The sequence below is a fragment of the Accumulibacter sp. genome (genome assembly GCF_029255125.1).
Lineage (GTDB): Bacteria > Pseudomonadota > Gammaproteobacteria > Burkholderiales > Rhodocyclaceae > Accumulibacter.
On the sequence record NZ_JAPUVR010000082.1, the window covers coordinates 1 to 26,259 of the forward strand.

At 64.2% G+C, this 26,259-nt stretch carries 23 protein-coding genes and 1 pseudogene; 11 read left to right on the top strand and 13 right to left on the bottom strand.

Annotation, left to right across the window (positions count from 1 at the left end; genetic code table 11):
* Positions 1-366 precede the first annotated feature (366 nt).
* Genes Q1L59_RS05090 through Q1L59_RS05110 form a run of 5 tightly spaced genes read right to left on the bottom strand, consistent with a single transcriptional unit; the run spans position 367 to position 5,830 of the window.
* Positions 367-1,203: a protein-glutamate O-methyltransferase CheR gene (locus Q1L59_RS05090; protein ID WP_300328974.1), complete on the bottom strand. Its 837-nt coding sequence runs from the start codon at positions 1,201-1,203 to the stop codon at positions 367-369.
* Complete coding sequence (locus tag Q1L59_RS05095) at positions 1,203-2,390, bottom strand: lipid-transfer protein (protein ID WP_300328977.1); 1,188 nt, start codon at positions 2,388-2,390, stop codon at positions 1,203-1,205. Before Q1L59_RS05095 ends, Q1L59_RS05090 begins: the two co-directional genes overlap by 1 nt.
* Positions 2,391-2,445: 55 nt before the next feature.
* The gene (radA, locus tag Q1L59_RS05100) at positions 2,446-3,822 is read right to left on the bottom strand and encodes a DNA repair protein RadA (RefSeq protein ID WP_300328979.1); all 1,377 of its coding nucleotides are present in this window, start codon (positions 3,820-3,822) and stop codon (positions 2,446-2,448) included.
* Between the two features lie 2 nt (positions 3,823-3,824).
* Positions 3,825-4,928: an alanine racemase gene (gene alr / locus Q1L59_RS05105; RefSeq protein WP_300328982.1), complete on the bottom strand. Its 1,104-nt coding sequence runs from the start codon at positions 4,926-4,928 to the stop codon at positions 3,825-3,827.
* Entirely contained in the window at positions 4,928-5,830 is a 903-nt protein-coding gene (locus tag Q1L59_RS05110; RefSeq protein WP_300328985.1) for a LysR family transcriptional regulator, read from the bottom strand. The genes alr and Q1L59_RS05110 overlap by 1 nt, the downstream gene beginning before the upstream one ends.
* Positions 5,831-6,012: 182 nt before the next feature.
* On the opposite strand from Q1L59_RS05110, the gene lplT reads away from it, so the two are divergent.
* Both lplT and Q1L59_RS05120 read left to right on the top strand, forming a co-directional pair.
* Positions 6,013-7,278 carry a lysophospholipid transporter LplT gene (gene lplT / locus Q1L59_RS05115; RefSeq protein WP_300328987.1) on the top strand — a complete coding sequence of 422 codons (1,266 nt, stop codon included), beginning with the start codon at positions 6,013-6,015 and terminating at the stop codon, positions 7,276-7,278.
* 139 nt (positions 7,279-7,417) lie between these two features.
* Entirely contained in the window at positions 7,418-7,939 is a 522-nt protein-coding gene (locus Q1L59_RS05120; RefSeq protein ID WP_300328990.1) for an Lrp/AsnC family transcriptional regulator, read from the top strand.
* Here Q1L59_RS05120 and Q1L59_RS05125 read toward each other — a convergent pair.
* The 6 genes from Q1L59_RS05125 to tsaB all read right to left on the bottom strand — a co-directional run bounded on the left by Q1L59_RS05125 (position 7,936) and on the right by tsaB (position 12,196).
* Positions 7,936-8,433 carry a TPM domain-containing protein gene (locus Q1L59_RS05125; RefSeq protein ID WP_300328993.1) on the bottom strand — a complete coding sequence of 166 codons (498 nt, stop codon included), beginning with the start codon at positions 8,431-8,433 and terminating at the stop codon, positions 7,936-7,938. The genes Q1L59_RS05120 and Q1L59_RS05125 overlap by 4 nt on opposite strands.
* Positions 8,433-9,335: a TPM domain-containing protein gene (locus tag Q1L59_RS05130; protein ID WP_300328996.1), complete on the bottom strand. Its 903-nt coding sequence runs from the start codon at positions 9,333-9,335 to the stop codon at positions 8,433-8,435. The genes Q1L59_RS05125 and Q1L59_RS05130 overlap by 1 nt, the downstream gene beginning before the upstream one ends.
* A gap of 3 nt (positions 9,336-9,338) precedes the next feature.
* The gene (locus tag Q1L59_RS05135; protein WP_300328999.1) at positions 9,339-9,983 is read right to left on the bottom strand and encodes a LemA family protein; all 645 of its coding nucleotides are present in this window, start codon (positions 9,981-9,983) and stop codon (positions 9,339-9,341) included.
* A 253-nt stretch (positions 9,984-10,236) separates the two neighbouring features.
* A complete protein-coding gene (locus tag Q1L59_RS05140; RefSeq protein WP_300329061.1) occupies positions 10,237-10,992 on the bottom strand; it encodes a uracil-DNA glycosylase in 756 nt (251 codons plus the stop codon).
* Between the two features lie 44 nt (positions 10,993-11,036).
* Positions 11,037-11,483 (bottom strand): ribosomal protein S18-alanine N-acetyltransferase, encoded by a 447-nt coding sequence (gene rimI / locus Q1L59_RS05145; protein ID WP_300329002.1) that lies wholly within the window; start codon positions 11,481-11,483, stop codon positions 11,037-11,039.
* Positions 11,484-11,518: 35 nt separating this feature from the next.
* Complete coding sequence (gene tsaB / locus Q1L59_RS05150; RefSeq protein ID WP_300329004.1) at positions 11,519-12,196, bottom strand: tRNA (adenosine(37)-N6)-threonylcarbamoyltransferase complex dimerization subunit type 1 TsaB; 678 nt, start codon at positions 12,194-12,196, stop codon at positions 11,519-11,521.
* Positions 12,197-12,418: 222 nt separating this feature from the next.
* Between tsaB and glgA the strand changes: the two genes are divergently transcribed.
* Positions 12,419-13,624, top strand: coding sequence for a glycogen synthase (glgA, locus tag Q1L59_RS05155; RefSeq protein WP_300329007.1), 1,206 nt, complete (start codon positions 12,419-12,421; stop codon positions 13,622-13,624).
* Positions 13,625-13,758: 134 nt separating this feature from the next.
* A complete protein-coding gene (locus tag Q1L59_RS05160; RefSeq protein WP_300329010.1) occupies positions 13,759-15,717 on the top strand; it encodes an alpha-1,4-glucan--maltose-1-phosphate maltosyltransferase in 1,959 nt (652 codons plus the stop codon).
* Positions 15,718-15,783: 66 nt separating this feature from the next.
* On the opposite strand, the gene Q1L59_RS05165 is transcribed toward Q1L59_RS05160, so the two are convergent.
* Positions 15,784-18,363, bottom strand: a complete 2,580-nt coding sequence (locus Q1L59_RS05165) for a glycogen/starch/alpha-glucan phosphorylase (RefSeq protein WP_300329013.1) — start codon at positions 18,361-18,363, stop codon at positions 15,784-15,786.
* A gap of 299 nt (positions 18,364-18,662) precedes the next feature.
* Between Q1L59_RS05165 and Q1L59_RS05170 the strand changes: the two genes are divergently transcribed.
* The 3 genes from Q1L59_RS05170 to Q1L59_RS05180 all read left to right on the top strand — a co-directional run bounded on the left by Q1L59_RS05170 (position 18,663) and on the right by Q1L59_RS05180 (position 21,301).
* Entirely contained in the window at positions 18,663-19,604 is a 942-nt protein-coding gene (locus tag Q1L59_RS05170) for an N-acetylmuramoyl-L-alanine amidase (protein ID WP_300329016.1), read from the top strand.
* 82 nt (positions 19,605-19,686) lie between these two features.
* Positions 19,687-20,439, top strand: a complete 753-nt coding sequence (locus tag Q1L59_RS05175) for an SDR family NAD(P)-dependent oxidoreductase (RefSeq protein ID WP_300329019.1) — start codon at positions 19,687-19,689, stop codon at positions 20,437-20,439.
* 37 nt (positions 20,440-20,476) lie between these two features.
* Positions 20,477-21,301, top strand: a complete 825-nt coding sequence (locus tag Q1L59_RS05180) for a pyruvate, water dikinase regulatory protein (protein WP_300329022.1) — start codon at positions 20,477-20,479, stop codon at positions 21,299-21,301.
* A 44-nt stretch (positions 21,302-21,345) separates the two neighbouring features.
* Here Q1L59_RS05180 and Q1L59_RS05185 read toward each other — a convergent pair whose 3' ends face one another.
* Positions 21,346-21,936 carry a YiiX/YebB-like N1pC/P60 family cysteine hydrolase gene (locus Q1L59_RS05185; RefSeq protein ID WP_300329025.1) on the bottom strand — a complete coding sequence of 197 codons (591 nt, stop codon included), beginning with the start codon at positions 21,934-21,936 and terminating at the stop codon, positions 21,346-21,348.
* A 212-nt stretch (positions 21,937-22,148) separates the two neighbouring features.
* Between Q1L59_RS05185 and Q1L59_RS05190 the strand changes: the two genes are divergently transcribed.
* The 4 genes and pseudogenes from Q1L59_RS05190 to Q1L59_RS16715 all read left to right on the top strand — a co-directional run bounded on the left by Q1L59_RS05190 (position 22,149) and on the right by Q1L59_RS16715 (position 26,224).
* Positions 22,149-23,720: a 4Fe-4S dicluster domain-containing protein gene (locus Q1L59_RS05190; protein ID WP_300329028.1), complete on the top strand. Its 1,572-nt coding sequence runs from the start codon at positions 22,149-22,151 to the stop codon at positions 23,718-23,720.
* Complete coding sequence (locus Q1L59_RS05195) at positions 23,713-24,210, top strand: hypothetical protein (protein WP_300329031.1); 498 nt, start codon at positions 23,713-23,715, stop codon at positions 24,208-24,210. The genes Q1L59_RS05190 and Q1L59_RS05195 overlap by 8 nt, the downstream gene beginning before the upstream one ends.
* A 136-nt stretch (positions 24,211-24,346) precedes the next feature.
* Positions 24,347-24,934, top strand: a pseudogene (locus tag Q1L59_RS16710) (cytochrome b N-terminal domain-containing protein); the annotation flags it as partial.
* 171 nt (positions 24,935-25,105) lie between these two features.
* Positions 25,106-26,224: a CDP-6-deoxy-delta-3,4-glucoseen reductase gene (locus Q1L59_RS16715; protein ID WP_366145625.1), complete on the top strand. Its 1,119-nt coding sequence runs from the start codon at positions 25,106-25,108 to the stop codon at positions 26,222-26,224.
* The last annotated feature ends 35 nt before the right edge of the window (positions 26,225-26,259 follow it).

Here is a 26,259-nt window from a genome sequence, read left to right on the forward strand (position 1 = left end):
GAGTGCGCTATTACCCCCCACGAACGCCTCGGCCTTCGCAGCCTCGCGTATCAAAGAAGCCCATCTCCAAATGGCAGGTCGATAAAGGCAAACGAATCGCCATGGCCTAATTCAACAGCATTGCCCCACGGTCTCCAGCCTCGCCCGCGCCGGCGGCGGCATCGTCGATGCTGTCGAATTCGTCGATCGCTTCTCTCCAGTCAGACGCTGTCATGAACGCATTCTCCCCCAGTTGATCCGGATACGCAGCGGCTGCGCGACTGGATGCAGAGATGCGCAATGGTGGAAGAGCTCGAATGGCGGAAAGAGCGCAAGGCGGCGCCGCGCGGCGCACGAGCGCCACGGGTGGTCGCCGGCCGCCCCGATTCAGACCTTGCGATAGATCGTCGGGCGAACCGCGGCGAGCCCAACGCCGATTCCGCTCAGCGACTCGGAATGGCCGACGATGAAATAGCCGCCCGGCAGCAGGCGTGGCAGGAGATGGCCGACGACCTGGCGTTTGGTCTCTGTATCAAAATAAATCATCACATTGCGGAGGAAGACGACGTCGAAGGAGCCCACCCGCGGATCGATCGGACGGGTCAGGTTGACCTGCTGGAAGCGGACGCGCTGACGAATCTGCGGCGCGATGCAGAAGCTGCGCTCGTCATCACCGGGCAAGCAATACTTGCGGCGCAGTGCGGGCGGGATGCCTTCGGTGCGCGTGTTCGCGTAGAGACCGCTGCGCGCCTTGTCCAGTACGCGCGTGCTGATGTCCGAGGCGAAGACTTCCCAGGGCGAGTTGGCCAGCGCTTCGGCGAGCACCATCGCCATGCTGTACGCTTCCTCGCCGGTCGAACTGGCGGCGCTCCAGATGCGAAAGGTGCTGGTCGAACGTCGTGTGGCGAGGACCGCATCGCGCAGAAAGTCGAAGTGACCCGCTTCCCGGAAGAAATACGTCTCGTTCGTCGTTAACAGATCGACCATCGTCTGCAGTTCCGTCGGATGCTGTCCGCCGACCAGCAGGCGATAGTAACTGCCGAAATCGTTCAGGCCATACTCGCGCAGGCGGCGCTGCAGGCGGCCGACCAGCAGCACCTTCTTGGAATCGGCCAGGCTTATCCCGGCAAGCTGGTGAATCAGGCGCTGAAACAGCGCGAACTCCTGGTCGCTGATCGTCGATGCGTTGGCGAGACCGGCACGCTCGCTGCCATAGGCCGCCATCACAGCCGCTGATAGAGCGTCACGACACAGGCACCGCCGAGGCCGAGGTTATGCTGCAGCGCGTTGCGCGCGCCGCCGACCTGTCTTTCGCCGGCCTCCCCGCGCAACTGCTCGACGAGCTCGGCGCATTGCGCGAGGCCGGTGGCACCGAGCGGGTGACCCTTGCACAACAGACCGCCAGAAGGGTTGGTCACGATCAGACCGCCATACGTGTTGGCGCCGTCGGCGACGAATTTTTCGGCGCCACCCTCCGGGCACAGGCGCAGGGCTTCGTAGGTGATCACTTCGTTCTGGGCAAAGCAATCGTGCAGCTCGACGACATCGATTTCGGACGGATCGACGCCCGCCTGCTGATAAACCAGATCGGCCGCTGCGCGGCTCATGTCGGCGCCGACCAGCGCGAGCATGCTGCGTTTGTCGAAAGTCCCCGGACGATCGGTGGTCATCGCCTGCGCCGCAATGACCACCCGCCGATCGAGCTTGCGCGCCGCGGCGAAGTCCGCCGAAACGAGCACTGCCGCCGCCGCGCCGCAGGTCGGCGGGCAGGCCATCAGGCGGGTCATTCCGGCCTCGGGACAAATCAGCGGCGCGGCCAGGACATCCTCTTCGCTCACCACCTGGCGCAGCAGCGCGGTCGGGTTGCGTACGGCATGCCGGCTGGCTTTCGCTCGCACCTTCGCGAACAGATTCGCCTTGACGCCGTAACGCGCCATGTACTCGAGCCCGGCGCCGCCGAAGTAGCGCAGAGCAAGCGGCGCCTCGAAGGGCGCAATCTCGGCGCACAGCTCGTCGAAGCGCGCAAACGGCGAAGGCCGATCGGTCCAGTGTTCGGTCAGCGCACCCGGCAGCATCTGCTCGAAACCCAGGGCCAGCACACAATCCGCGGCACCCGCCTCGACCAGTTGGCGGGCGAGGAAAAGTGCGGTCGATCCGGTCGAGCAGTTGTTGTTTACGTTGATGATCGGAATTCCGCTCATGCCGACACCGTACAGCGCACGCTGCCCGGAGGTCGAATCGCCATAGACGTAGCCGGCGATCGCCTGCTGCACGTCGGCGTAGCGCAAACCGGCGTCGGCCAGCGCCCGCCGGGTTGCCGCGGCGGCCATCAGATCGTAACTCTCGGTTGCGCCCGGCTTGCCGAAGGGGACGGTACCGACACCTGCCACGAAGACCTTAGCTTGGCTCATTGCTGCTTTCCTCTTGTCCGATGAAGTTGCGTAACGGTCTGCTCGGAGTGCACACTCAGGCAAGTTCGCGCAGGCGCCGTACAGCTTCTTCGATTCGCCGCACCGCGATCAATTCGAGACGGCCGATCGCCTGGCGCGGAGCATTCGCGGCGGGGATCAGCGCGTGCGTGAACCCGAGCTTGGCGGCCTCGCGCAAACGCTCCTGCCCACGCGGCGCCGGGCGCACCTCGCCGGCCAGACCGACTTCGCCAAAAACCGCGAGTTTCTCGGGCAGTGCCCGGTTTTTCAGCGACGAAACGATGGCCATCAACACCGCCAGGTCAGCCGCCGGCTCGCTGATCCGGACGCCGCCGACGGCATTCAGGAAGACGTCCTGATCGAAACAGGCAATCCCCGCATGCCGGTGCAGAACGGCGAGCAGCATCGCCAGGCGCTGCCCGTCGAGACCGACCGTCAGCCGGCGCGGGTTGCCGTGCGCCTGGTCGACCAAGGCCTGAATCTCGACCAGCAGCGGACGCGTCCCCTCCTGGGTGACCAGCACACAGGAGCCTGCAACCTCGGTCGCGTGCTGCGAGAGAAAAATCGCCGACGGGTTGCTGACGCCTTTCAGCCCGCGCTCGGTCATGGCAAAAACGCCAATCTCGTTCACCGCGCCGTAGCGGTTCTTCACGGCGCGAATCAGGCGAAAGCTCGAATGCGTATCGCCTTCGAAATAGAGCACCGTGTCGACGATATGTTCGAGCACGCGTGGCCCGGCGAGGGCGCCTTCCTTGGTCACGTGCCCGACGAGAACGATCGTCGTTCCCGCCTGTTTGGCCAGGCGCGTCAGTTGCGCCGCGCATTCGCGCACCTGCGCCAGCGAGCCGGGCGCCGAGCTGAGCTGTTCGGACCATAGCGTCTGAATCGAGTCGATCACGGCGACCTGCGGCGCGCTCGACTGCAACGTGGCGATGATCGCCTCCAGCCGGATTTCGCTGAGCAGGGGAAGTTCCCCGCTAGACAGCGCCAGGCGCTGGGCGCGCAGCGCGATCTGCCGGGCAGACTCCTCGCCGCTGACGTAGAGCACGCGGTGGCGTGCCGACATCTCGGCGAGCGCCTGCAGCAGCAAGGTACTCTTGCCGATTCCGGGGTCGCCACCGATGAGCACGACGCCGCCGGCAACCAGGCCGCCGCCGAGCGCACGGTCGAACTCGCCGATGCCGGTCGGCAACCGCGCTTCCTCGCGGACTTCGATGTTGCCGAGCACCTGCACGCCGCTGCTGCCAGCCAGCGCGGCATAGGGCTGGCGAGTGCCAGCAGGCGCTTCTGCTGGCGTTTCGACCAGCGTGTTCCAGACAGCGCAGCCCGGGCACTGCCCCTGCCACTTGCCGACAACCGCTCCGCACGCGCTGCAGCAGAAGACCGTCTTGCGGCTGCCGGGTGCCTGCCCCATGTTCAGACGACGACCAGCGGAACGCGACGGGCCAGCGCGCAGAAGAGCTCGTAGCTGATCGTTCCGGCCGCCGCCGCCACCTCGTCGGCCGGCATGCCCTCACCCCAGAGGACGACCGGCGCGTCGACGCCGACCGTCGGCAACTCGCTCAGGTCGCAGGCCAGCATGTCCATCGACACCCGCCCGAGCGTCTGCGTGCGCTCGCCGGCGACCAGAATCGGCGTGCCGGTGCCGGCGTGCCGCGGGTAGCCGTCGGCGTAGCCACAAGCGACGATGCCGACGCGCGTCGGCTGCCGCGCAACGAAAGTACCGCCATAGCCGACGCGTTCGCCGGCCTCGACATGCTGCACGGCGATGATCCGGCTGCGCAGCGTCATCACCGGCGCCAGTCCCAGTTGCGCCGCGCTTTCGTCGGCAAACGGACTACCGCCGTAGAGCATGATGCCGGGACGCACCCAAGCGCCGGCAGTCCTGGCGTAACGCAGGATCGCCGCCGAGTTGGCGAGCGAGACCGGCAAACCGGCGGCTGCCGCGCAGCCCTCGATCATCCGGGCGAAACGCTGCAGTTGCCAGTCGATGCAGCGTTCGCGTTCAGTTCCGTCGGCCTCGGCAAAATGGCTCATCAGCGTCACCGGGCCGATCGTCGAGGCCCGCTCAATCTCGCGCCACGCCGCCGGCAACTCGTCGTCGCTCAAACCCAGGCGATTCATACCGGTATTCAGCTTGAGATAGATCGGCAAGGCGGCCGGCAGCACCGCGCGGCCGAGCATCAACAACTGCTCCAGGCGATGAACCACCACGGTCAGGCGATACTGTGCGCAGATCTCCAGATCGGCGGGCTCGAAGAAGCCCTCGAGCAGCAGCATCGGCTGCCGAATGCCGGCTTCGCGCAAGCTGACAGCATCGGCCAGGTCGAGCAGGGCGAAGCCGTCGGCGAGATCGGCGAGCGCGCCGGCGGCACGCAGCAAGCCGTGACCATAGGCGTTGGCCTTGATCACTGCCCACGCTTGCGCAGCCGGATTGCCCACGCGTGCCCGCCGCTGCGCCAGCAGATAGTTGTGGCGCAGTGCAGCCAGGTCGATGCGGGCTTCGATCGGGCGCGGCATCAGAGCGAAATTTCCCGTAGCTTGCCGCGGGCGAACTCGACGAAGGTAAGAACGACGCGCGAGCGGAAGCGTTCGCGCGGATAGATCAACGAGATCGCCCGCTTCAGACGCGGACGCAGGGGAATGGCAACCAGCGTTCCAAGCTGCCTTTCCTTCTCGAAACTGGCGCGCGAGACGATCGAAAAGCCAAGTCCGGTGGCAACAAAGCCTTTCAGCGCTTCCGGGCTCGACAGCTCCATCAAGACCTTCAACGACCCCGGTTCGACGCCGCAGGCACGCAGATAGTCGTCGGTGACCTCGCGCGTTCCCGAACCTGCTTCGCGGGCAATGAATTCGTGTGCCAGCAGGCTGCGCGCGTCGACTTCGCTGTACTGTCCGAGTGGGTGCGTCGGCATGCAGATCACCTGCAGTTCATCGTCACCGCAAACCTCGCACTGCAGCGTCGGATGGCTCACTTCCGATTCGATCAGGCCGATGTCGAGCGTGTGCGCGGCGATCGCGTTGGCGATCACTTCGGTATTGCCAACGATCAGACGCGCGCGCACCTGCGGATAGCGGACGTTGAATTCGCCGAGGATTGGCGGCAGGATGAACTCGGCGATCGTCGTGCTGGCGCCGACGAGCAGGCTGCCGCTCATCTGCCCGGTCATCTCGGCGACGCGGATGTCCATTTCCGTGGACAAGCTGAGAATCCGTTCGGCGTAGTCGAGAACAAGTGCGCCAGCCGGCGTCAGCGAAATGCGGCCGCCACCCCGATCGAACAGGCGCGTGTTGAAGCGTTCCTCCAGTTGCTTGATCTGAAAGGTCACCGCCGGCTGGGTCATGTGCAGCGCCTCGCCCGCTTTGGTAAACGAAAGATGCTTGGCCACGGCGTGAAACACCTGTAACCGACGATCAGCCATAGGCCAACTCCCCTTGTTCTACTTAGCGACTTATATCCGTATTCAAACACAAAACCGGCGCGCCGGACAGGGAGCGGAGTGGACGACCGCCCGGCGCAAGCCGGCGGGTCGAGTGAACAAGGTCGGTGCTTTCATGGTATAAGAACGACATACCAAGAAAACAGAACGATTCGTCATCTCCCATGCCCTTTGGCTTCTACGTCATCATGGCGGCGCAGTTCTTTTCCGCGCTGGCCGATAACGCGCTGCTCATCGTCGCCATCGCGCTGCTGCGCGAGATGCAGGCGCCCAGCGAATACGAGCCTTTGCTGAAGACCTTCTTCACCGTTTCCTACGTCGTTCTCGCCGCCTTTGTCGGCGCTTTTGCCGATTCGATGCCGAAGTGGCGCGTCATGTTCATCAGCAACGCGATCAAGATCCTCGGCTGCGCGCTGATGTACTGGGACGTGCACCCGCTGTTGGCCTACGCCGTCGTCGGCCTCGGCGCCGCCGCCTACTCGCCGGCCAAGTATGGCATCCTGACCGAGTATCTGCCGCATCGCCTGCTCGTCATCGCCAACGGCTGGATCGAAGGACTGACCGTCGGTGCGATCATCCTGGGCGTCGTGGTCGGCGGCACGCTGATCAAGGAAGACATCGCCGCGCTCCTGCTCGGCTTCGACTTCCCAATCATCGATACTGGCGTCGATACGACCGGTGAAATGGCACTCTGCTTCGTCGCCGTCTTCTATCTGCTGGCCGCGCTGTTCAACCTCTACGTGCCGGATACCGGGGTCGACCACCGTGTGCTGCACAGGAACCCCTGGTACCTGCTGCGCGAGTTCAATCACTGCCTGCTCCTTCTCTGGCGTGACCGGCTGGGCCAGGTGTCGCTCGCCGTGACGACGCTCTTCTGGGGTGCCGGCGCCACGCTTCAGTTCATCGTCATCAAGTGGTCGGAACGCGCGTTGCAGCTCGATCTCTCGAAGTCGAGCATGCTGCAGGGCGTCGTCGCGCTGGGCGTCGCGCTCGGCGCCGTGGGTGCGGCCAAAATGATCACCCTGCGCAAATCGGTGCGCGTCATCCCGCTCGGCATCGCGATGGGAGTCATCGTCCTGCTGATGAACCTGGTGCATCACCTCGGCCTGGCGGTCGGCCTGCTGATCCTGATTGGGGCTCTATCCGGCTTTTTCGTCGTACCGATGAACGCCTTGCTGCAACATCGCGGCCATATCCTGATGGGCGCCGGCCACTCGATCGCCGTCCAGAACTTCAACGAGAACCTGTCGATCCTGGCGATGACCGGGCTGTACTTCGTGATGATTCGCGCCGATTTGTCGATCTACTGGGTCGTCACGCTCTTCGGGCTCTTCGTCAGCGGCACGATGTACCTGGTCAAGCAGCGCCACGAAAACAATCAGCGAATTCGCGACGATGTCGCACATCTCGACGACGACGACGCGCACTGAGCGCGGTTAGCGCTGCCTCGGCGACGATTCGGCGAGCGCCCGGGAGGCAGTGCGGATCTGGGAGGGCATTTGAAAAGCGGTTGAAAGCTGCGGAAATTCGCATATACTGCGCACGTTTCTTGCACAAATGGCAAAGAAAATGTCAAAGATCACCATTGATCGCTATGACCTGGCGCTCCTCGACGCCTTGCAGCGCAAGGGTAATGCCACCAACGCGACGCTCGGCGAACAGATTCGTCTCTCCGCTTCGCAGATCAGCCGCCGGATTCAGCGCCTCGAGGAGGACGGCGTCATCGCCGCCTACGTTGCCCTGCTGGCTCCGGGAGCGCTGGGACTGGGCGTCACCGCCTTCGCCCAGGTCATTCTCGAACGCCATAGCGAAACGGCCAGCGAAACCTTCGAGGCTGCCGTCGCGGCGATTTCGGAGGTCGTCGAGTGCTTCTCGGTGAGCGGCGACGCCGACTACATGCTGCGCATCGTCGTTCCCGATCTGGCCGCGTTTTCGGAACTGATGATGAAACGCCTGATGCACCTGCCCGGCGTTTCCCGCATCAAGACGAGCATCGCGCTGCAGAAGGTCAAGCAGACGCACGTGCTGCCGCTCGACCACCTGACCCAGCCCGGCAAGCCGAGCAAGCGCGTGCGTTACGCCGAAAGTTAGACGAAGAGCGGCGCGTTCGGCAGTTCGTCGGCGTTCTCGCCGGTCGCCGGGAAATGCTCGTACAGCGCCTGCGTCACCGTATCCAGCGCGCACTGCAATCCACCGGCAAAATCCCCCGCGCGAAAGGCTGCCTCCATCTGCCGGCAGACCGCGTCCCAGAACTCCTGGCCAAGCCGGGCATTGATCCCGCGATCGGCAACAATCTCGACCCGCCGGTCGAGAAGCTGCAGGTAAATCAAGACGCCGCTGTTCTCCTCGGTATCCCAGACACGCAACTGGGCAAAGAGCTCGAGCGCGCGCGCGCGCGCCGACTGGTCAGCCAGCAAAGCGGGCAGCGGCAGGTTGCATTCAATCACCACACGCAATTCGCCGCGATGCTTCGCTTCCGAGGCCGCCACCGCTCGCTCGACACTCTGCAGCAACGGCGGCGGAACAACCCGCCCGACCCACCAGTGGGGCAGTATCAGATGGCGCAACACGCGTTGTATCTGCATCACCAATCTCCCGAAGCGCCGCCGCCGCCAAAACTGCCGCCGCCGCCCGAAAAGCTGTCGGAAAAGCCGCCCGAGCCACCGCCACCGCCCCAAGTGATGCCGCCCGACGACCCCCCTCCTCCTCCGCGCCGACCGCCACGCGCCTGCCCGGCGACCAGCGCCGCGACGAAGGCGACGACACCCGCCATGATGCCGACGATGAGCGACGAAATCAGCACTGAAGCGATCACTCCGGCAACCGTGCCGACGATTCCCGCGGCGAAGAGGCGGCCGAAGATCGCCCGCAAGAAACGTCCAACGACGAAAACCAGGACAACTCCGGCGAACAGCACGATCGCCATGCGATCGTCGTCGCTGGCGCCCATCGGCTGCTTTGCCGCCGCTGGCGTCGGTGCCGGCAGCGCTTCGCCAGCAACGATCCTGATCATCGCGTCTACACCGGCGTCGATGCCGCCATAAAAGTCGCCCTGCTTGAAGCGCGGGCTGATCGTCTCGCTGATGATGCGCTTGGCGGTTGCGTCGTTGAGCACGCCTTCGAGCCCATAACCCACCTCGATCCGCAGCTTGCGGTCCTCCTTGGCGATGAGCAGCAAGGCGCCGTCGTCCACACCGCGTCGACCGAGGCGCCAGCTCTCGACGACGCGCAAGGCGTATTGCTCGACCGTCTCCGGCTTGACCGTGGCAACGATCAGGATGGCGATCTGGGCGCCCTTTGCGCGCTCTAAAGCGGCCAATTTTTCCTCAAGCCGGCTGCGCTGGTCGGCCGTCAGCGTTCCGCTGGTGTCGTTGACGCGCGCCGCCAAGCGCGGTACCGGCGCCAGATCCTGCGCGCCGGCGAGAGCGCAGGCGAGCAGCAGGACGAGGCCGAACGCCGCGCCAAGACGGCTGAGCGCGTAACGCATCGCCTAGTTGCCGGCTGCCGGCTGGCTTTTCGGCGCCGGAGTTCCGCCGGCCGCACCTGGCTTGGAAAAGTCGACACGCGGCGCCACCGAAATCGCCTTCTCGTTCTCGACCGTGAAGTTCGGCTTGACCGTATAGCCGAAGACCATCGCCGTCAGGTTGTTCGGAAACGTACGTACCGAAACGTTATAGCCTTCGACCGCCTTGATATAGCGGTTGCGCGCCACCGTGATGCGGTTTTCGGTTCCTTCAAGCTGCGCCTGCAAGTCGCGGAAAGCGGCGTCGGCCTTCAACTGCGGATAGTTCTCGGCGACCACGAGCAGGCGGGAAAGCGCGCTCGACAGACCGGCTTGCGCCTGCTGGAACTTGGCGAAAGCCTCCGGGTTGTTGACCAGATCGGGGGTCGCCTGGATCGATCCCACCTGCGCGCGCGCCTGCGTCACCTGCGTCAGGACATCTTTTTCGTGGGCGGCGTAGCCCTGTACGGTGCTGACCAGGTTGGGAATCAGGTCGGCACGCCGCTGGTATTGATTGAGCACTTCCGACCAGGCCGACTTGATCGCTTCGTCGCCGGTCTGAAAGGTGTTGTAGCCGCAGCCGGAGAGCAGCCCGGCAAGGAGGACAAGCACAGCCAGCAGTCGTTTGCTCATGACAGTTTTCCCTTTCCGAAGAATGAAGCAAGAAGCACGTGCCCGCAACAGGGTGGCGCAGTGCGAATGGTCAACGACCAGTGGCCGGCAGTATGCCTCACACCTCGTCGCTTGTCTCGTTACCGCTGGTCGCACGCGCTGCGCGCCGACACGCATGGCCAGGCGCACAGGCCGCACGTGCGACCCCGACCCAAAGCGCACCAGCGCAGTCCGCTGCACACCCAGCCGCATCCCGGCCAAGCCGCGCGCCGCCCTACGCCAGGCTGCGCATCAGGGCTCGCGCGCGGCACAGATCCTCCCAGGCCTTCGCCTTGTCGGGCAGAGTCCGCAGCAGATACGCCGGATGATAGGTGACGACGAGCGGAATCGGCCGCGTACTGCCAGCCGGCGGTGAATAGCTCAACGACCTGCCGCGCAGGCTGCCAAGCGAGCCGATTTCGCCGAGTAGCGCATGTGCCGCGGCACGCCCGAGGAGGACGATCAGGCGGGGCTGGATGAGGGCAATCTGGCGTTGCAGATAGGGCGCACAGGCAGCCATCTCGCCGGCTTCCGGAGTCCGGTTTCGCGGTGGGCGGCACTTCACCGCGTTGGCGATATAGACGTCATCGCCCCGCCGCAGATCGATCGCTGCCAGCATCGCATCAAGCAGCTTGCCGGCCGGCCCGACGAACGGCTCGCCGCGTGCGTCTTCTTCGGCGCCTGGCCCTTCGCCGACGAACAGCCAGTCAGCGTGCACGTCGCCGACCCCAAGCACCGCCTGCCGCCGTTCGCTGCAAAGCTGACAGGCGCGGCACGCGGCAACGCTCACTTGCAATTCCCGCCAGTCCATGTCCGCGATGCGCGCGGCTCGCCCAGCATCCGCCACGCCTGGCGTGTCGTCCGACGCCGGCAGCGCGTGCTCGGCGCGCGCCGCGTGCAGCGGGTCAACGGCCGGAGGTTCGGCCGCCACCATCGGCGGCGGGCTGGCGGCAACCGGCGTGCGCAGGCGCCAGATCGGCGACAAGCCCATCTCGTGCAGAATGTCCTCGCGCGTCAAGCCTTCTCCCGGCGACTTCACGGCGCGCACCTGGCGCCCATGGCGAGTTGGCGGCGCAGGACAAGCGCATCCTCGCGTCCGTTCGCGGCCGGGTAGTACGCGCGCCGCAGGCCAATCCGGCTGAAGCCGAAGCGATCGTAGAGCGCCAGAGCAGCAGTGTTCGACGGCCGCACTTCGAGCAGCAGGCTCGCCGCTCCGGCGTCGCCGGCGATGCGCAACGCGTGCTCCAACAGCAGCGAGCCGTAGCCGACACCTTGGCAGCCGGGGGCTACGCTGATGTTGAGCAGATGCGCCTCGTCGACCACGGGCATGAGTACGAAGTAACCGACCAGTTGGCTGGGCAGGCGTCCACCCCAGATGCTATAGCCCGAGGCCAGCGAATCGATGAAGTTGCCGCGCGTCCAGGGGAAAGCGTAGGCGCGCTCCTCGATGGCGAGAATCTCATCGACATCCGCGCAACTCATTGGCAGCATCGCCAACCGTTCGGCAACGACGGCACTCACGCGCGCCCCCCGGCGGCGAGCCGTTCGGCAACGGTCATCGCGACCTTGTTGCGCACGTAGACCGGTACGGCATCCGCCGCATCGACGCCCTCGCCGCGCGCCAGAGCAGCCAGCGCCAAGCGCGCAACGGCACCGGCATCGGGGATCAATTCCGGCTGCCAGGCGTCGACGATCGGTGCCAACCGCGCACGTAGTGGCGGATGCGCCACGAGCCCGTTGCCGCAGGCCAGCCAGCCGCGTCCGGCGGGCAACTCGATCTTGTCGGCCGGCGCGACGACGGTCGACGTCACCGGCTGGCCAGCCACGAAGGCGGCGAAATAGACTTCACCCATGCGCGCATCGAGTGCCACGAGGACGCGCTCGCCACCACTCGCGGCGGCCAGCGCGGCCAGTGTCCCGACCGCGATGACGGGCAGGTCGTAGGCGACGGCAAGTCCCTGGGCCACGCCACAGGCCACGCGCAATCCGGTGAACGAGCCTGGCCCGGCAGCAAAGGCAATGCCGTCCAGCTTGCCAAGCGACAGCCCGAGGTCGCCCAGCGTGTTGCTGATCAGCGGCAGCAGCGTCGCGGAATGCGGCACGCCGGCCGGGCAGGCGCGCCGCACGAGGTCGCCGTTACGGCAGAGGGCGATGCTTCCCGCTTCGGTCGAAGTCTCGATGGCCAGGAGATTCATGCGCCGTATTCTACCCTTCCTGGTCAACTGCGTCCGCCACTTGGGCGCGCATCTCAGCACACCGCGCGCGAGGCGCACAGGCGCTCCTTCGGGGGCGCCACGACGGGCTGGCGCAGCGCTTGCCGGATGGCCGTTCGAGCGCTTTCCCGATACAATGCGATGGCCTTCACTCAAAGCGCGCGAAGAGCGTTCATCCACAATCACAGCATAGAAAGTCCTCCGATGAAAGTACTGCTATTGACGAGAGAATACCCTCCCTACGTCTACGGCGGAGCCGGTGTTCACGTTGAGTATCTGGCCGGCGAGCTGGCCAAGCTGATGCATGTCGAAGTCCGCTGTTTTGGTGACCAGGACACTGTAAATGACGGGGTACGGGTAAAGGGCTTTCCGTTCGGCAAGGGCAGCTTTGCCCACGTCGACCGCAAGCTGAGCGGCGCACTGGACACCTTCGAAAGCAATCTGGAAACGCTGAGCGAACAGGTCGACGCCGATCTCGTCCATGTGCACACCTGGTACGCCCACCTCGGCGGCATCCTGGCCAAGACGCTGTATGGCATCCCACTGGTACATACGGTTCATTCGCTGGAGCCCTTGCGGCCATGGAAGCGCGAACAGCTTGGCTGCGGTTACGACATGTCGTCGTGGATCGAGCGCACCTCGCTGGGCATGGCGGATGCCGTGGTTGCCGTTTCCGAAGGCACCAAGAAAGACATCCTCGAGCACTTCGACATCGACCCGGGGAAGATCAGCGTCATCTACAACGGCATCAACGTCGACCAGTATCACCCAACGCCGGACAGCGAAGCACTGGAGAAATACCACATCGATCCCGATCGGCCGTACGTCCTCTTCGTCGGCCGGATCACGCGCCAGAAGGGAATCATCCACCTGGTCAACGCGGTCAAGTACATCAATCCGGACGCGCAGGTCGTCCTCTGCGCCGGCGCGCCGGACACGCGCGAGATCCTCGCCGAGATGGAATCGGCGGTCAAACACGTTCGTCAGCAAGGCTTCAAGAACATCATCTGGATTCAGGAAATGGTCAGCAAAGCGGAAGCGATCCAGTTGTACTCGCACGCCCGGGTGTTCTGCTGCCCGTCGATCTACGAGCCCTTCGGCATCATCAATCTGGAGGCGATGGCCTGTCGCACGGCGGTGGTGGCGAGTGCCGTCGGCGGCATCAAGGAAGTCGTCATCGACGGCGTCACCGGATTCCTCGTGCCGCTCGAGCAGCTGCACGTCGCACCCTTCGAACCGGTCGATCCGGATACCTTCTCGCGCGACCTGGCCGCTGCGATCAACAAGGTGCTCGACGATCCGCAGCTTTGTGAGGCGATGGCCGCCGCTGGTCAGCGGCGCGCGCGCGAAGTGTTCAGTTGGTCGAGCATTGCCCAGCAGACCAAGGCGCTGTACAACTCGCTGGTTTGACGCCTCGTCCTTGGGCGACGTTCACCGCGCCAGCGCGCGCCGCCCTACGCCGCCCGCCGACGAGTCATGCCGTTTGAATTCACCAGAACAGGTTTCCGGCCATGCCGGAGAATTGGTACTTAGGAGCAGCAACAATGGTCCCGCAAGACTACCCACGTGTAATCATCGAAGCGGTCGAGCCGCAGATTGATGGCGGCCATTTCCCGGTCAAACGCGTCGTCGGCGAAAAACTCGCCGTCAGTGCGGATATCTACAAGGAAGGGCACGACAAACTCGCCGCGCTGCTGAAAGTTCGCCCGGTGGGCACCGCCACCTGGCAGGAGAGCCCGCTGCAGCCGGGCGACAACGATCGCTGGCACGGCGAATTCACCGTCACCTCGATTGGTCGCTGGGAGTACACCATCGAGGCTTACGCCGAGCGCTACCTTTCCTGGGTTGACGAAATCGGCAAGAAGAACGTGCCCGGTGCGCAGCTCACCAGCGAACTGCTCGAAGGCCTCGCGATACTGAAAAAATCGGCCGCCCTCGCCCAGGGCGAAGACCGCAGCCGCATGCAAAGCATCATCGCCGCGATAGAGAGCGCACTCGCCGCCGGCGAACAGCAGGGCGCGGTCGATCTCGGAATCGGTAGCGTCATGCATGAAATGATGGCCAAGTATCCCGATCGCAGCGAAGGCTATCAGCTTGTACCGGCGCTGAGCGTCATGGTCAACCGACCGATCACTCGCTTCGCCGCCTGGTACGAGTTCTTCCCACGCTCGCAGGGAACGGTGCCCTACCGGCACGGTACGCTGCAGGACAGCATCCGGCGCTTGCCGGCGATCAAGGCAATGGGCTTCGACGTCATCTACCTGCCGCCCATCCATCCGATCGGCTACGCCTACCGCAAAGGCAAGAACAACAGCCTGGTCGCCGAACCCGGCGATGTCGGCAGTCCATGGGCGATCGGCAACGAGCATGGCGGTCACATGGGGCTCGAACCCAAGCTCGGAACCTGGGCCGACTGGGACGAGTTTGCCGCCACCTGCCGCGAGTTGGGGATTGAAATCGCCCTCGACTACGTGATGAACTGCTCGCCTGACCATCCCTACGTCGCCGAGCATCCGGACTGGTTCTTTCATCGACCGGACGGCTCGATCAAGTACGCCGAGAACCCGCCGAAAAAGTATCAGGACGTCTACCCCTTGAACTTCGGGACCGCCGACCGTACCGGTTTGTGGCAGGAAATGCTGAAGATCTTCCTGTTCTGGGTGAGCAAGGGCGTGACGACTTTCCGCGTCGATAATCCGCACACCAAACCCGTTCCCTTCTGGGAGTGGGTGATTGCCGAAGTCCACCGTGAACACCCGGAGGTCATCTTCCTCGCCGAGGCGTTCACCAAGCCGAAGATGATGCGCCTGCTCGCCAAGGTCGGATTCGCCCAGTCCTACACGTATTTCACCTGGCGCAACAGCAAACACGAACTGACCGAGTATGTCAGCGAACTGACTTGCGGGCCGATGAAGGAGTACTTCACCGGCAACTTCTTCGCCAACACGCCGGACATCCTGCCGCCGATCCTGCAACACGGTGGTCGGCCGGCGTTCATCATGCGGGCCGTCCTCGCCGCGACGCTGTCGACCGTGTACGGGATTTACAGCGGTTATGAACTGTGCGAGAACGCGGCACTTCCCGGCAAGGAGGAGTACCTCGATTCGGAGAAGTACGAGATCAAGGTGCGCGACTGGCTGGCGCCCGGCAACATCGTGGACATCATCACGCGGATCAACCAGATACGCCACGAGTCGGCAGCCCTGCAGATCTACAATGACGTTCTGTTCATTGCCACCACCAATCCGCAGATCCTGGCCTATGCCAAGATGACCGACGACCGATCCGATGTCATCCTGTGCGTGGTCAATCTCGATCCGCACCACAAGCAGGCGGCGCTGCTCGACATCCCACTGGACGCTTTCGGGATCGCAGCCGAAGAGCAGTACCAGGCGCATGACCTGCTCTCGGACGAGCGCTACCGCTGGCAGGGACCGACCGCCTACGTCGAGCTTGGCCCGCCCAGCAAGATGGCGCACATCATCAAGATACGGCGCTGGTAGCCGTCGTCACGCGGCGGAGCGCGCGCAATGCGCGCGCGATCCGCCGCGCGGCGCCGAGTTCCCTTCTCAGTTCCCTTCGCTCGCCGCGCGCTTGAACTCCAGTTCGTCAGGCAACAAATCCCTGAGGTCGATGCGTACCGGCGCCACCTTCCAGATGTCGTCGCAATACTCCTTGATTGCCCGATCCGACGAGAAGAACCCGGAGCGCGCGACATTGAGGATCGACATGCGCGACCAGCGGTCGGCGTCGAGGTAGGCGTCGGATACCCGATTCTGGCAGTCGATGTACGACTGGAAGTCAGCGAGCAGCATGTAGTCGTCGTGATGAAGCAGATGGTCGACGATCGGCCGGAAGACTTCGCGATCGCCACGCGTGAAGAAACCACTGGCAATCAGATCGATCACCTCGCGCAGGTGCGCGTTCGCGTCGTAGTAGTCGCGCGGACGGTAGCCGCGTCGGCGCAGTTCGACAACCTCGGGAACGCCCATGCCGAAGAGGAAGAAGTTCTCGTCGCCGACCTCCTGCCGAATCTCGACATTCGCGCCGTCGAGCGTACCGATGGTCAGCGCGCCATTCATCTGAAACTTCATGTTGCCGGTTCCCGAAGCCTCCTTGCCGGCGAGCGATATCTGCTCGGAGAGATCGGAACCCGGAAAGATCAGTTGCGCGTTCTTGACGTTGTAGTTCGGGAAGAAAACCACCTGCAGGCGCCCCTGCATGGCCGGGTCACGCCCGACGACATCGGCCACCGCGTTGATCAAGCGAATGATCAGCTTCGCCATCGCGTAGCCGGGAGCGGCCTTGCCGCCAAAGATCACCGTGCGCGGTGCGACCTCCAGGCCGGGATCATCCTTCAGGCGTTTGTACAGCGAAATGACGTGCAGCAGATTCAGGTGCTGGCGCTTGTACTCGTGCATGCGCTTGACCTGGACGTCGAACATCGAGGCCGGATCGACCTCGACATGCGCCGAACGTCTGATTTCGCGCACCAGGCACTCCTTGTTCTGTGCCTTGATCTGGCGCCACTCCGCACGAAAGCCCGGGTCGTCGGCGTACGCCTCAAGTGCGCGCAGTCGCCGCATGTCGGTAATCCAGCCGCCGCCGATCGTGCGATCGATCAGTTGCGACATCGCCGGATTGGCCAGACGGACAAAGCGGCGCGGCGTCACGCCGTTGGTCTTGTTCCTGAACTTCTCCGGCCACAGGTCGTAGAAATCGGTCAGTACGTCCGACTTGAGCAGATCCGTGTGCAGCGCCGCCACGCCATTGATCGCGAAACTGCCGACCGCCGCCAGGTGCGCCATGCGCACGAAGCGCGGTCCGTCCTCGTCGATCAGCGACATCCGCCGCAGGCGCGCGTCATCGCCCGGGTAGCGAATCCTGACTTCGTCCAGGAAGCGGACGTTGATCTCGCAAATGATCTCGAAGTGACGCGGCAGGACACGCCGGAAGAGATCGAGCCGCCACTTTTCCAGCGCCTCGGGCAGCAGCGTATGGTTGGTGTAGGCAAAACTCTTCTGGGTGATCGCCCAGGCCGAGTCCCAGCCCATCGCGTACTCGTCTACGAGCAAACGCATCAATTCGGCGACGGCAATCGACGGATGCGTGTCGTTGAGCTGCACGACGAATTTCTCGTGGAAGCGCTCGAGCGTATTTTCCCTTTGCAGTTGCAGGCGGATCATGTCGCGCAGGGAGCAGGTGACAAAGAAGTACTGTTGCTCGAGGCGCAGCGTCTGCCCGGCTTCGGTCTCGTCGTTCGGATAAAGCACCTTGGTGATCGTTTCCGACGAAATTTGCGCATCGACCGCCTGGAAGTAGTTGCCCGCGTTGAACGCTGCGAAATCGAACGACTCGGGTGCTTCCGCACTCCACAGCCTGAGCCGGTTCGGCGTATTCACCCCGTAGCCAAGAATCGGCATGTCCCAGGCGGTACCGCGGACGATCTTTGCCGGCACCCAGACGACGCGCGTCCGGCGTTCGCCGGTCGGCTCATGCACGTGTTCGGTATGGCCGCCCAACTGCACGTCGAAGGCGATGTTTGGTCGATGGATCAACCACGGACTGCCAGCCCGGAACCACTTATCGGTCAGTTCGACCTGCCGGCCATCGCGAATCGCCTGCGTGAAAATGCCAAACTCGTAGCGGATGCCGTAGCCGATGGCGGGAATCTCGAGCGTCGCCAGCGAGTCGAGGTAACACGCGGCGAGGCGACCCAGACCACCGTTGCCCAACCCCGGTTCGTCTTCCTGGTCGAGCAGCATCTCCAGATCGAGGCCAAGCTCCGCCATCGCCTGGCGAGCACTTTCGAAGATTCCCAGGTTGATCAGATTGTTCCCCAGTTGCGGACCGATCAGGAACTCGGCCGACATGTAGCAGACCGTACGGCTGCCCTGATCGCGATACGTTCTTGCCGTTTGCACCCAGCGATGCAACAGACGGTCGCGCACCGCTCCAGCCAGCGCATGAAAGCAATCGCGGCGCGTCGCGACCTCGGGGAAGCGCGCCTGCACATACATCAGCTTGTCCAGAAAAGCGCGCTTCAGGGCGTCCGCACCAAGTCCGGTGCGCCTGTCCTCACGCCCGGCGAGAGGCGCCGGGTCAAAATCCGTCAGCGCTGCGCTCGCCGCCTGCTTCTTATCGTCCATGTCAACACCCCCGCCAATGGTTCAGTCGTTATTCGAGTGATCCGGGCGTGGCTCTTAAACCGACAAACCACCCCAGTGTTTAGTCTATAGCATTCGTCGGCAAGGCGCACACAATGGTGCTGGGCGGACGGCGATCGCCAAGCTGCTGCGCGCCCTCGTCCGCCTCTCGCCACGCCCTTTTTCGCGCGCATGCGGCCGTGCCGACAGGATGATGCTACGATGACGCCGCGCGGCCGGTGGCGGCCGACCAGACAGGGCCACCCCGGCGCACCAAAATCAACTGCAGCGAGGAGACGACAATGGGCCTGAGGATCGAAAACGACAAACTCATCGGCGATCTGGTGAGCTACCGTGAAACACCGAATCGCGGCGGCAGCCTGCGCCCGAGCTACCTGATCATGCACTATACGGCTGGACGATCGCTTGAGAGTTCGGTCGAGTCGCTGTGCACGCGCAAGCCGCAAGGCAATGCGTCGGCACACGTCGTGCTCGGTCGCGACGGCAGGATCGTCCAGCTTGCACCGTTCAACGTCGTCACCTGGCACGCTGGTGTGAGCACTTGGGCCGGGCTGGTCGGCCTCAATTCGCATTCGATCGGCATAGAAATGGACAATGCGGGTCTGCTGAAGCGGGTCGGCAACCAGTATCAGTCATGGTTTGGTCAGGTCTATCCCGACGGCGAGGTGACGCTCGCCGCGCATCGGAACGGCGGCCCGGTGTCGCCCTGGCACGCCTACAGTCAAGCGCAGATCGAACGCGCACTCGAACTCGCCGACCTGCTGGTCGGGCACTACGGTTTGCAGGATGTGCTCGGCCACGAGGATATCGCGCCCGGCCGCAAGACCGACCCCGGCCCGGCTTTCCCGCTCGCCGCGGTGCGCAACCACGCGCTCGGGCGCGAGCACGATACCCCGGCGCGCTACCTGGTCACGGCGGCCAGCCTGAACATCCGCAAGGGGCCAGACGCCAGCTTCGAGCCGGTCGCACCAGCGCTGCGCAAGGGAACCGAGCTTGATCTGCTGGAAGCCCGCGACCGCTGGAGCCTGGTGGAGGTGGTACGCAATCCGGATGTCGAGGGCTGGGTCAGCAACAGCTTCATCGCGCCGGTCAGCGAGCCACGCGAACTCAGGCCGCAGGAGGCGCGCACCTTGGCGCCCGCTGACGAGGCACCGGCAGTGCTTGTCGAAAAGCGCAAGGGCCGCTCAGGAAAGAGTAAACGCAAGGCGGGTGGTCGCCGCTAGACGTGCCGGCAGCGGCGCAAGGCAAGCGCCTTGCCCGCCTGCTCGCCGCCGGTCAGCGGCCGGCTTGATCTGGAGACAAAGAATGGATTTATGGGGTTGCTCAGCGGTGGTGACCGGAGCAGCATCGGGCATGGGCGCCGAGACGGCGCGCTTTCTGGTCGACGCAGGCGCCAAGGTGAGCCTGATCGATATCGACGGCGACGGCGTGCATCGCCTGGCCGACGAGATCGGTGGCTTGGCCATCGCCTGCGATGTCGCCGATGCCAGGTCTACCGAACAGGCGCTGGCAACCGCCCGGCAGGCACACGGAGCAGCGCGCGTACTGGTGCATTGCGTTGGCCGCGGGCATTCCGAACCGATCTTTGGTCCGGCGGGTCCACTACCGCTCGAAGACTTTCGCCAGCTCGTCGAGGTCAATCTGATTTCGACCTTCAATGTGATGCGCCTGGCGGCAGCCGATATGGCTGCCCTGCCCCAGATGGCCAACGGCGAACGCGGAGTGATCCTGTTTACCGCTTCGGTTTCGGCGTACGAAGGGCAAAGCGGCGAAGCGGCGTATTCGGCGTCAAAAGGAGGCGTCGTCAGCATGATCCTGCCGGCAGCGCGCGAACTCGGTCCGCTGGGAATCCGCGTCGTCGGCATCGCCCCGGGTCTGTTCGGCACGCAGACGCTATTCGCGATGGAAAAGAACCTTGACTCGCGACTGGTTCATCAGATTCCCTTTCCACACCGCTTCGGCGACCCGGCTGAGTTCGCCATGCTCGTTCTGCATGTATTGAAAAACGTCATGGTCAATGGCACCGTGCTGCGCCTGGACGGCGGCTATCACCGATGAGTCGCGCGGCTGACCCGGCGGCCCAAAGGGAAGCGGCGTGAGCAAGAAGACCATCGTTCTCCATCTCGTTTCGCATGCCTCGGGCGAACTGGTCGAAATGTTGGCGCGCAACGCCGTCGGACGACTTTCCGGCCTCAAGGTCGACCGTCGAATGTGGAAGATGGTCCGCCACCTCGGGCAAGTCCCCGAAATCCTCGCCGCCATCGCGCGCTCGCCGGGTTACGTCATCCACAGCATCGCCCATAGCGATGTCCGGCAAGCGCTCGAAGAAGGCTGCAGTCGGCTCGGCGTTCCCTGTCACTTCGCCCTCGAACCGCTGATCGTTCGCCTTGCCGAGTACTCGGGCGCGCATGTGCAGTCGTCGACGAGTTCGCGCGATCCCTTCGACGAAGACTACTATCGTCGCATCGAAGCGATGAAGTTCACCTTGGCGCACGATGACGGGATCGCCAGCGACGATCTTGAATCGGCCGATGTCATCGTCGTCGGCGTCTCCCGGGCGACCAAGACGCCAACCTGCATGTACCTTGCCTCGCGCGGGATCAAGGCGGCCAATGTTCCGCTGGTGCCCGGCATCCCGCCACCGGCCGCGGTCCTGCGCGCGCGCTCGACGCTGGTTGTCGGCTTGACGATCGATCCCGGACATCTTTCGCGCGTGCGCAGCCAACGCCTGCTCGCGCTGCACGACGACGAAAACACCAGCTATGCCGACATCGAAGCGCTGCGCCGCGAGGTGCGTGAAGCGCAGCGGCTGTTCATCCGCTGCGGCTGGCCGATCATCGACGTTACCGACGGCTCGATCGAGCATACCGCAGCCACGATCATCGAGTTGCTGAAGGCGCGTGCCGGCGCTCAGCAGTAAGCCCACCGCGGCCGCCGGCAGTGCCCCGCGCGGCGGACGATCCGTCACATGATGCGGAACTGGCTGACCAGCCTTTGATCCTTCCAGATGTCATCCGGACTGATCGAGTTGCGGTGAAAGGGGAACTGTACGCCGGCCTTGCGGAACGCTTCGTACACCAGTTCCGAGCAGATGTACTTGCGATCGCGCACCTTGCGTCCGCGACGAAAGAGGATGCGCATGGCGATCCGGAAGATTTCCCAGTTGTCGTACGGCCGGGTCAGCGCGTCCATCCCGAAGCTGATGACCTTCTTGGTATTCTCCCCATCCGGCTCGGGCGACAACCGGCCGACCAGGATGTAGCCCTTGTACGGCTTGCTTCGGCCATGGTAATCGCGCAGGTACTTCGACAGCGGCACCAGGCGGACGCCGATCATCGTCTCGCTCTCGAGCACGAAGATACGTTCCAGGTGGTCATCCCGATAGATGATTCCGACGTGGCTCCAGAGCGACTTGGTAAACCATTGAATCGCCCGTGAGAAAAAGTAGGTTCCCGAGCAGAAGACGATGTCGCCGGTGCGCAACTGCTGGCGTGCCTGCTCATAGTCGAGCACCGGGAACTGGCTAACAGCCTTGACGGTCAGGGGTTCGGCCATGGGCAACTCCACGCGCTGAGGAAACGTCCTGCGCACCGGGCAGGAACTGAGCCGGCGAGTGTATGCGCTGCGGCAAGCCGCGGTCAATCGCCGGCGATGTCGGCAACGACCGTTCCCGCGGATTTGACTCCGGTCAATTCCGCCTTCGACCCGGATCTATATGATCAAGGGCTAATAATGACGACTGACCGCGATCCAGGAAGCTTTCCGACGTGAGTTTCCACACAGCCTTGCGCAAGGCGGTGCGGCGCATCTTCCTGTCTGTCGAAGAGGCGCTCGACGGACCTTTCGGTGGTGCGGACAACCCGCTGCGCCACCTCGGCGCGATGGGCTTGTACCTGCTGTGGATCGTCGTCGGCAGCGGGCTGTACCTGTACACGGTGCTCGATACCGGCATCGACGCCGTCTACACCTCGATCTCGGCCCTCTCCCGCGAGCAGTGGTACTTCGGCGGGATCATGCGCAGCCTGCACCGCTACGCGGCCGATGGCTTCATCCTGGTCATGCTGCTGCATCTGCTGCGCGAGTGGTCGTACGAGCGCTATCACGGCTTCCGCCTGTATTCGTGGATGACCGGCATACCCCTGATCTGGCTCGCCTATGCCGCCGGAATCGGCGGCTACTGGATCGTCTGGGACCAGCTCGCGCAACTCTCGGCGACGGCGAGCAGCGAGTTGCTCGACTGGCTGCCGATCTTCAGCGAGCCGTCGGCGCGCAACTTTCTGACCCCCGATTCGATCAGCGACCGCTTCTTCACGATGCTGGTCTTCATCCACCTGGGGATTCCCTTGCTGCTCATCCTCGGCCTGTGGGCGCACGTGCATCGGATCGCGCACGTCGACTATCTGCCGACGCGGCGTGTGATGCTCGCGACCTTGGCCGCGCTGACGCTGCTCGCGCTGCTCCAGCCGGCGCTGAGCAATCCGCCGGCCAACCTGGCGCAGGTGCCCGGCGCGCTCGACTTCGACTGGTTCATCCTGTTCATTCATCCGCTGACCAGCGCCAGCTCGCCGGCTTTCGTCTGGTCGCTGCTCTTCGCGCTGACCGCGCTGCTCTTTGCCCTGCCGCTGCTGCCTCATCCGCCAGCCGACGCGGTCGCCGTCGTCGATGGCGCCAACTGTACCGGCTGCGACCGCTGTCTGGCCGACTGCCCGTATGCGGCGATCGCCATGCAGCCGCATCCGACGCGGCGTGGCCTGAAGATCGCCGTCGTCGATGCCGATCTCTGCGCCGGCTGCGGCATCTGCGCCGGCGCCTGTCCCTCGTCGACTCCTTTTCGCCGTCTCGAACCGCTGGTCACCGGCATCGACCTCCCACGACTGGCCACCAACGACCTGCGCCGGCAACTCGAAGACGCGTTGGAACGTCTCGCCGGCAGAACGCCGATCGTCGTCTTCGCCTGTTGCCGCGGCGCGCCCAGCCTTGCCCTGCGGACGGTCGATACGGCGGTCATCGAACTCGTCTGCGCGGCCATGCTGCCCCCGGCCTTTGTCGAATACGCGCTGCGCGGTGGCGCCGACGGCGTTGTCGTCGCCACCTGTCGCAGCGCGGGCTGTGCCTTTCGCCTCGGCGAACGATGGACCCGTGCGCGCCTGCTCGGCCAACGCGAACCCCATCTCAGGCGCAGCGTACCTTCCTCGCGCCTGCACATCGTTGGCGCGGCAGCGTCCGACGCGTCGCTGCTGGCCGCCGAGCTGAGCCAGTTCAGGGCGGCACTGGCGATGCTGCCGGCGTCCGCCGACCGACTTCCCACCTACCTGCGGAGACCCTCTCATCATGCTTAAGCCCGCCGCCATCGCCGGTCAGGTGATTCTCTATGGGGCGTTTGCTGCCTTCATCGGCTACTTCGCGACTTCGCCGAAGTATCGGCAGATTCCCCCCGATGTCGCGCTGATCAAGCTGTCGATCAGCCATCTCGGCGATCGCGAATGCCGCAAGCGTACACCGGAAGAACTCGCCAAGCTGCCGCCGAACATGCGCGCACCGCTCGACTGCCCGCGCGAGCGCTCGGACATCAGGCTCGAAGTCGACCTCGACGGTCAACCGGCATTCCAGACGGTGATGCACCCAACCGGGCTCTACAAGGACGGCGTATCGACCGTCTACAAGCGCTTCGAGGTCAAGGCCGGCGTGCACCGGGTGGCCGTGCGGATGAACGACAACCGTAGCAAACCGGGCTTCAACTTCGTCAAGGAAGGCGAAATCAGGCTCGCCCCGGCGCAGGTGATGGTCATCGACTTCAATCCGGACAAGGGCGGACTCTTCTTCAAATGACGCGTGCCCCCTCGACCTCAGGCCGGGCTCGTCGCCCGTTCCGCTGCGGCTTCACTCGGGCCGCAGCACGCCTTCTTTTCGCGAGCTGACATCGATCATGGTGAAATTCCTGCAACAAGTCATCCGCTGGCTGTTCATGCGCCTCGAGAACGTTTTCAACATCGCTTTCGGCGAGAAGCTGAACCCCTTCTACCACCTCGGAACGATCAGCTTCTGGCAGTTCTGGCTGCTCCTCGTCTCCGGCCTCTATTTGTACATTTTTGCCGACACCGGCGTGCATGACGCCTTCGAATCGCTCGAGCGGATCACGCATGACCAGTGGTGGGCCGGCGGAATTCTGCGCAGCATCCATCGCTACGCAACCGACGGCATGATCCTGACCATGCTGCTGCACATGTTGCGCCACTTCGCCTATGACCGCTATCGCGGCTTCCGCTCGTTCTCCTGGCTGACCGGCGTCGCCTTGCTCTGGCTGATCTACATCGCCGGTGTCAATGGCTTCATGCTCGTCTGGGACAAGCTGGCCCAGTTTGTCGTCATTGCCACCGCCGAATGGTTCGATGTCCTGCCGATGTTCAACGGCACGCTGATCCGCAACTTCCTCTACCTGGAAAGCGTCAACAGCCGGCTGTTTACGCTGCTCGCCTTTGTCCACATCGGGGCACCGCTGATCGTTGGTTTCATCATGTGGGTACACGTCCAGCGCGTGCCACGTGCGCACATCAACCCGCCGCGCGATATTGCTCTGGCCGTCACCCTGATGTATTTCGCGCTCGCCATCGCCAAGCCGATCCTCAGCCAGGGTGGCGAGGCCGACATGTCGGTCGTCCCGACGAACATCGAGTTCGACTGGTTCGAGTTGCCGGTGCTCGCGCTGGTTTATGTGATCAACCCGATGCATCTCTGGTACTGGGTCATCGGCCTGACCACTTTCCTCTTTCTGCTTCCCTGGTTGCCGCCGAAACGCCGCGGCGCACTCGTCGGCGAGACCTCGATCACCTTCCACCCCGACCGCAAAACCGTGCACGCGCGTTTCGGCGAGACGCTGCTCGACGCCGGCCTGCGCCAGGCGATAGACCTCCCCTACGAGTGCCGCAACGGCGGTTGCGGCGTCTGCAAATGTACTGTTCTGCAAGGCCAGGTCGATCCCGGCCTGTATCAGCCGAGCGCCCTGTCGGCCGCCGAGCTGGCGCAGGGCAAAGTCCTCCTGTGCTGCGCGACGGCGCTCGCCGATGTCGAAATCGAGTACCGCGCCGGCCAGGCGCTGGCAACGATCCAGGAATACACGGCGCGCGTCGCCCGCCTGGAGCGGCTGGCCCCCGACGTCATGCGCGTACTGCTCGCGCTGCCCGAGGGACAACGCATTTCGTTCAAGGCCGGACAATACATCAACATCATCCTGGCTGACGGCGAGCGACGCGCCTTCTCGTTCGCCAACGCGCCGCATGAGCCCGAGTTCGTCGAGCTGCAGATTCGCCTGATGCCGGGTGGCCGCTTCACGACCTACGTCTTCGAGCAGATGAAGGAGGGCGACAGCCTGCGTTTCGAAGGGCCGATCGGCGACTTCACGCTGCGCGAATCGTCGCGCCCGATCGTCTTCGTTGCCGGCGCGACCGGCTTCGCACCGGTCAAGAGCATGGTCGAAGACGCCTTCCAGCGTGGCCTGAAACGCGAGATCTACCTGTACTGGGGCGTGCGCACGCTGCGCGACCTCTACCTGCCCGGCTTGCCTGAAGCCTGGGCACGCGAGCACCCGAACTTCCACTTCATCCCGGTGCTTTCGGAACCCACACCGGCCGATGCCTGGAACGGCCGAACCGGTCTCGTCCACGAGGCGATCCTGGAGGACTTCCCGGAACTGAAGGAGCACGAGATCTACGCCTGCGGTTCGGTGCGCATGGTCGAGGCCATCTTCCCCTTCCTGAAGAAGCACGGCGCCGAGGATGGCGCCTGTTTCTCCGACGCGTTCAGCGTTTCCGCGCGTTCGCTGGCCTTCCAGCCGCGTCAGTCATGAGGCTGCGCACCCGGCGCCCGCCAGCCAAGGGTGCG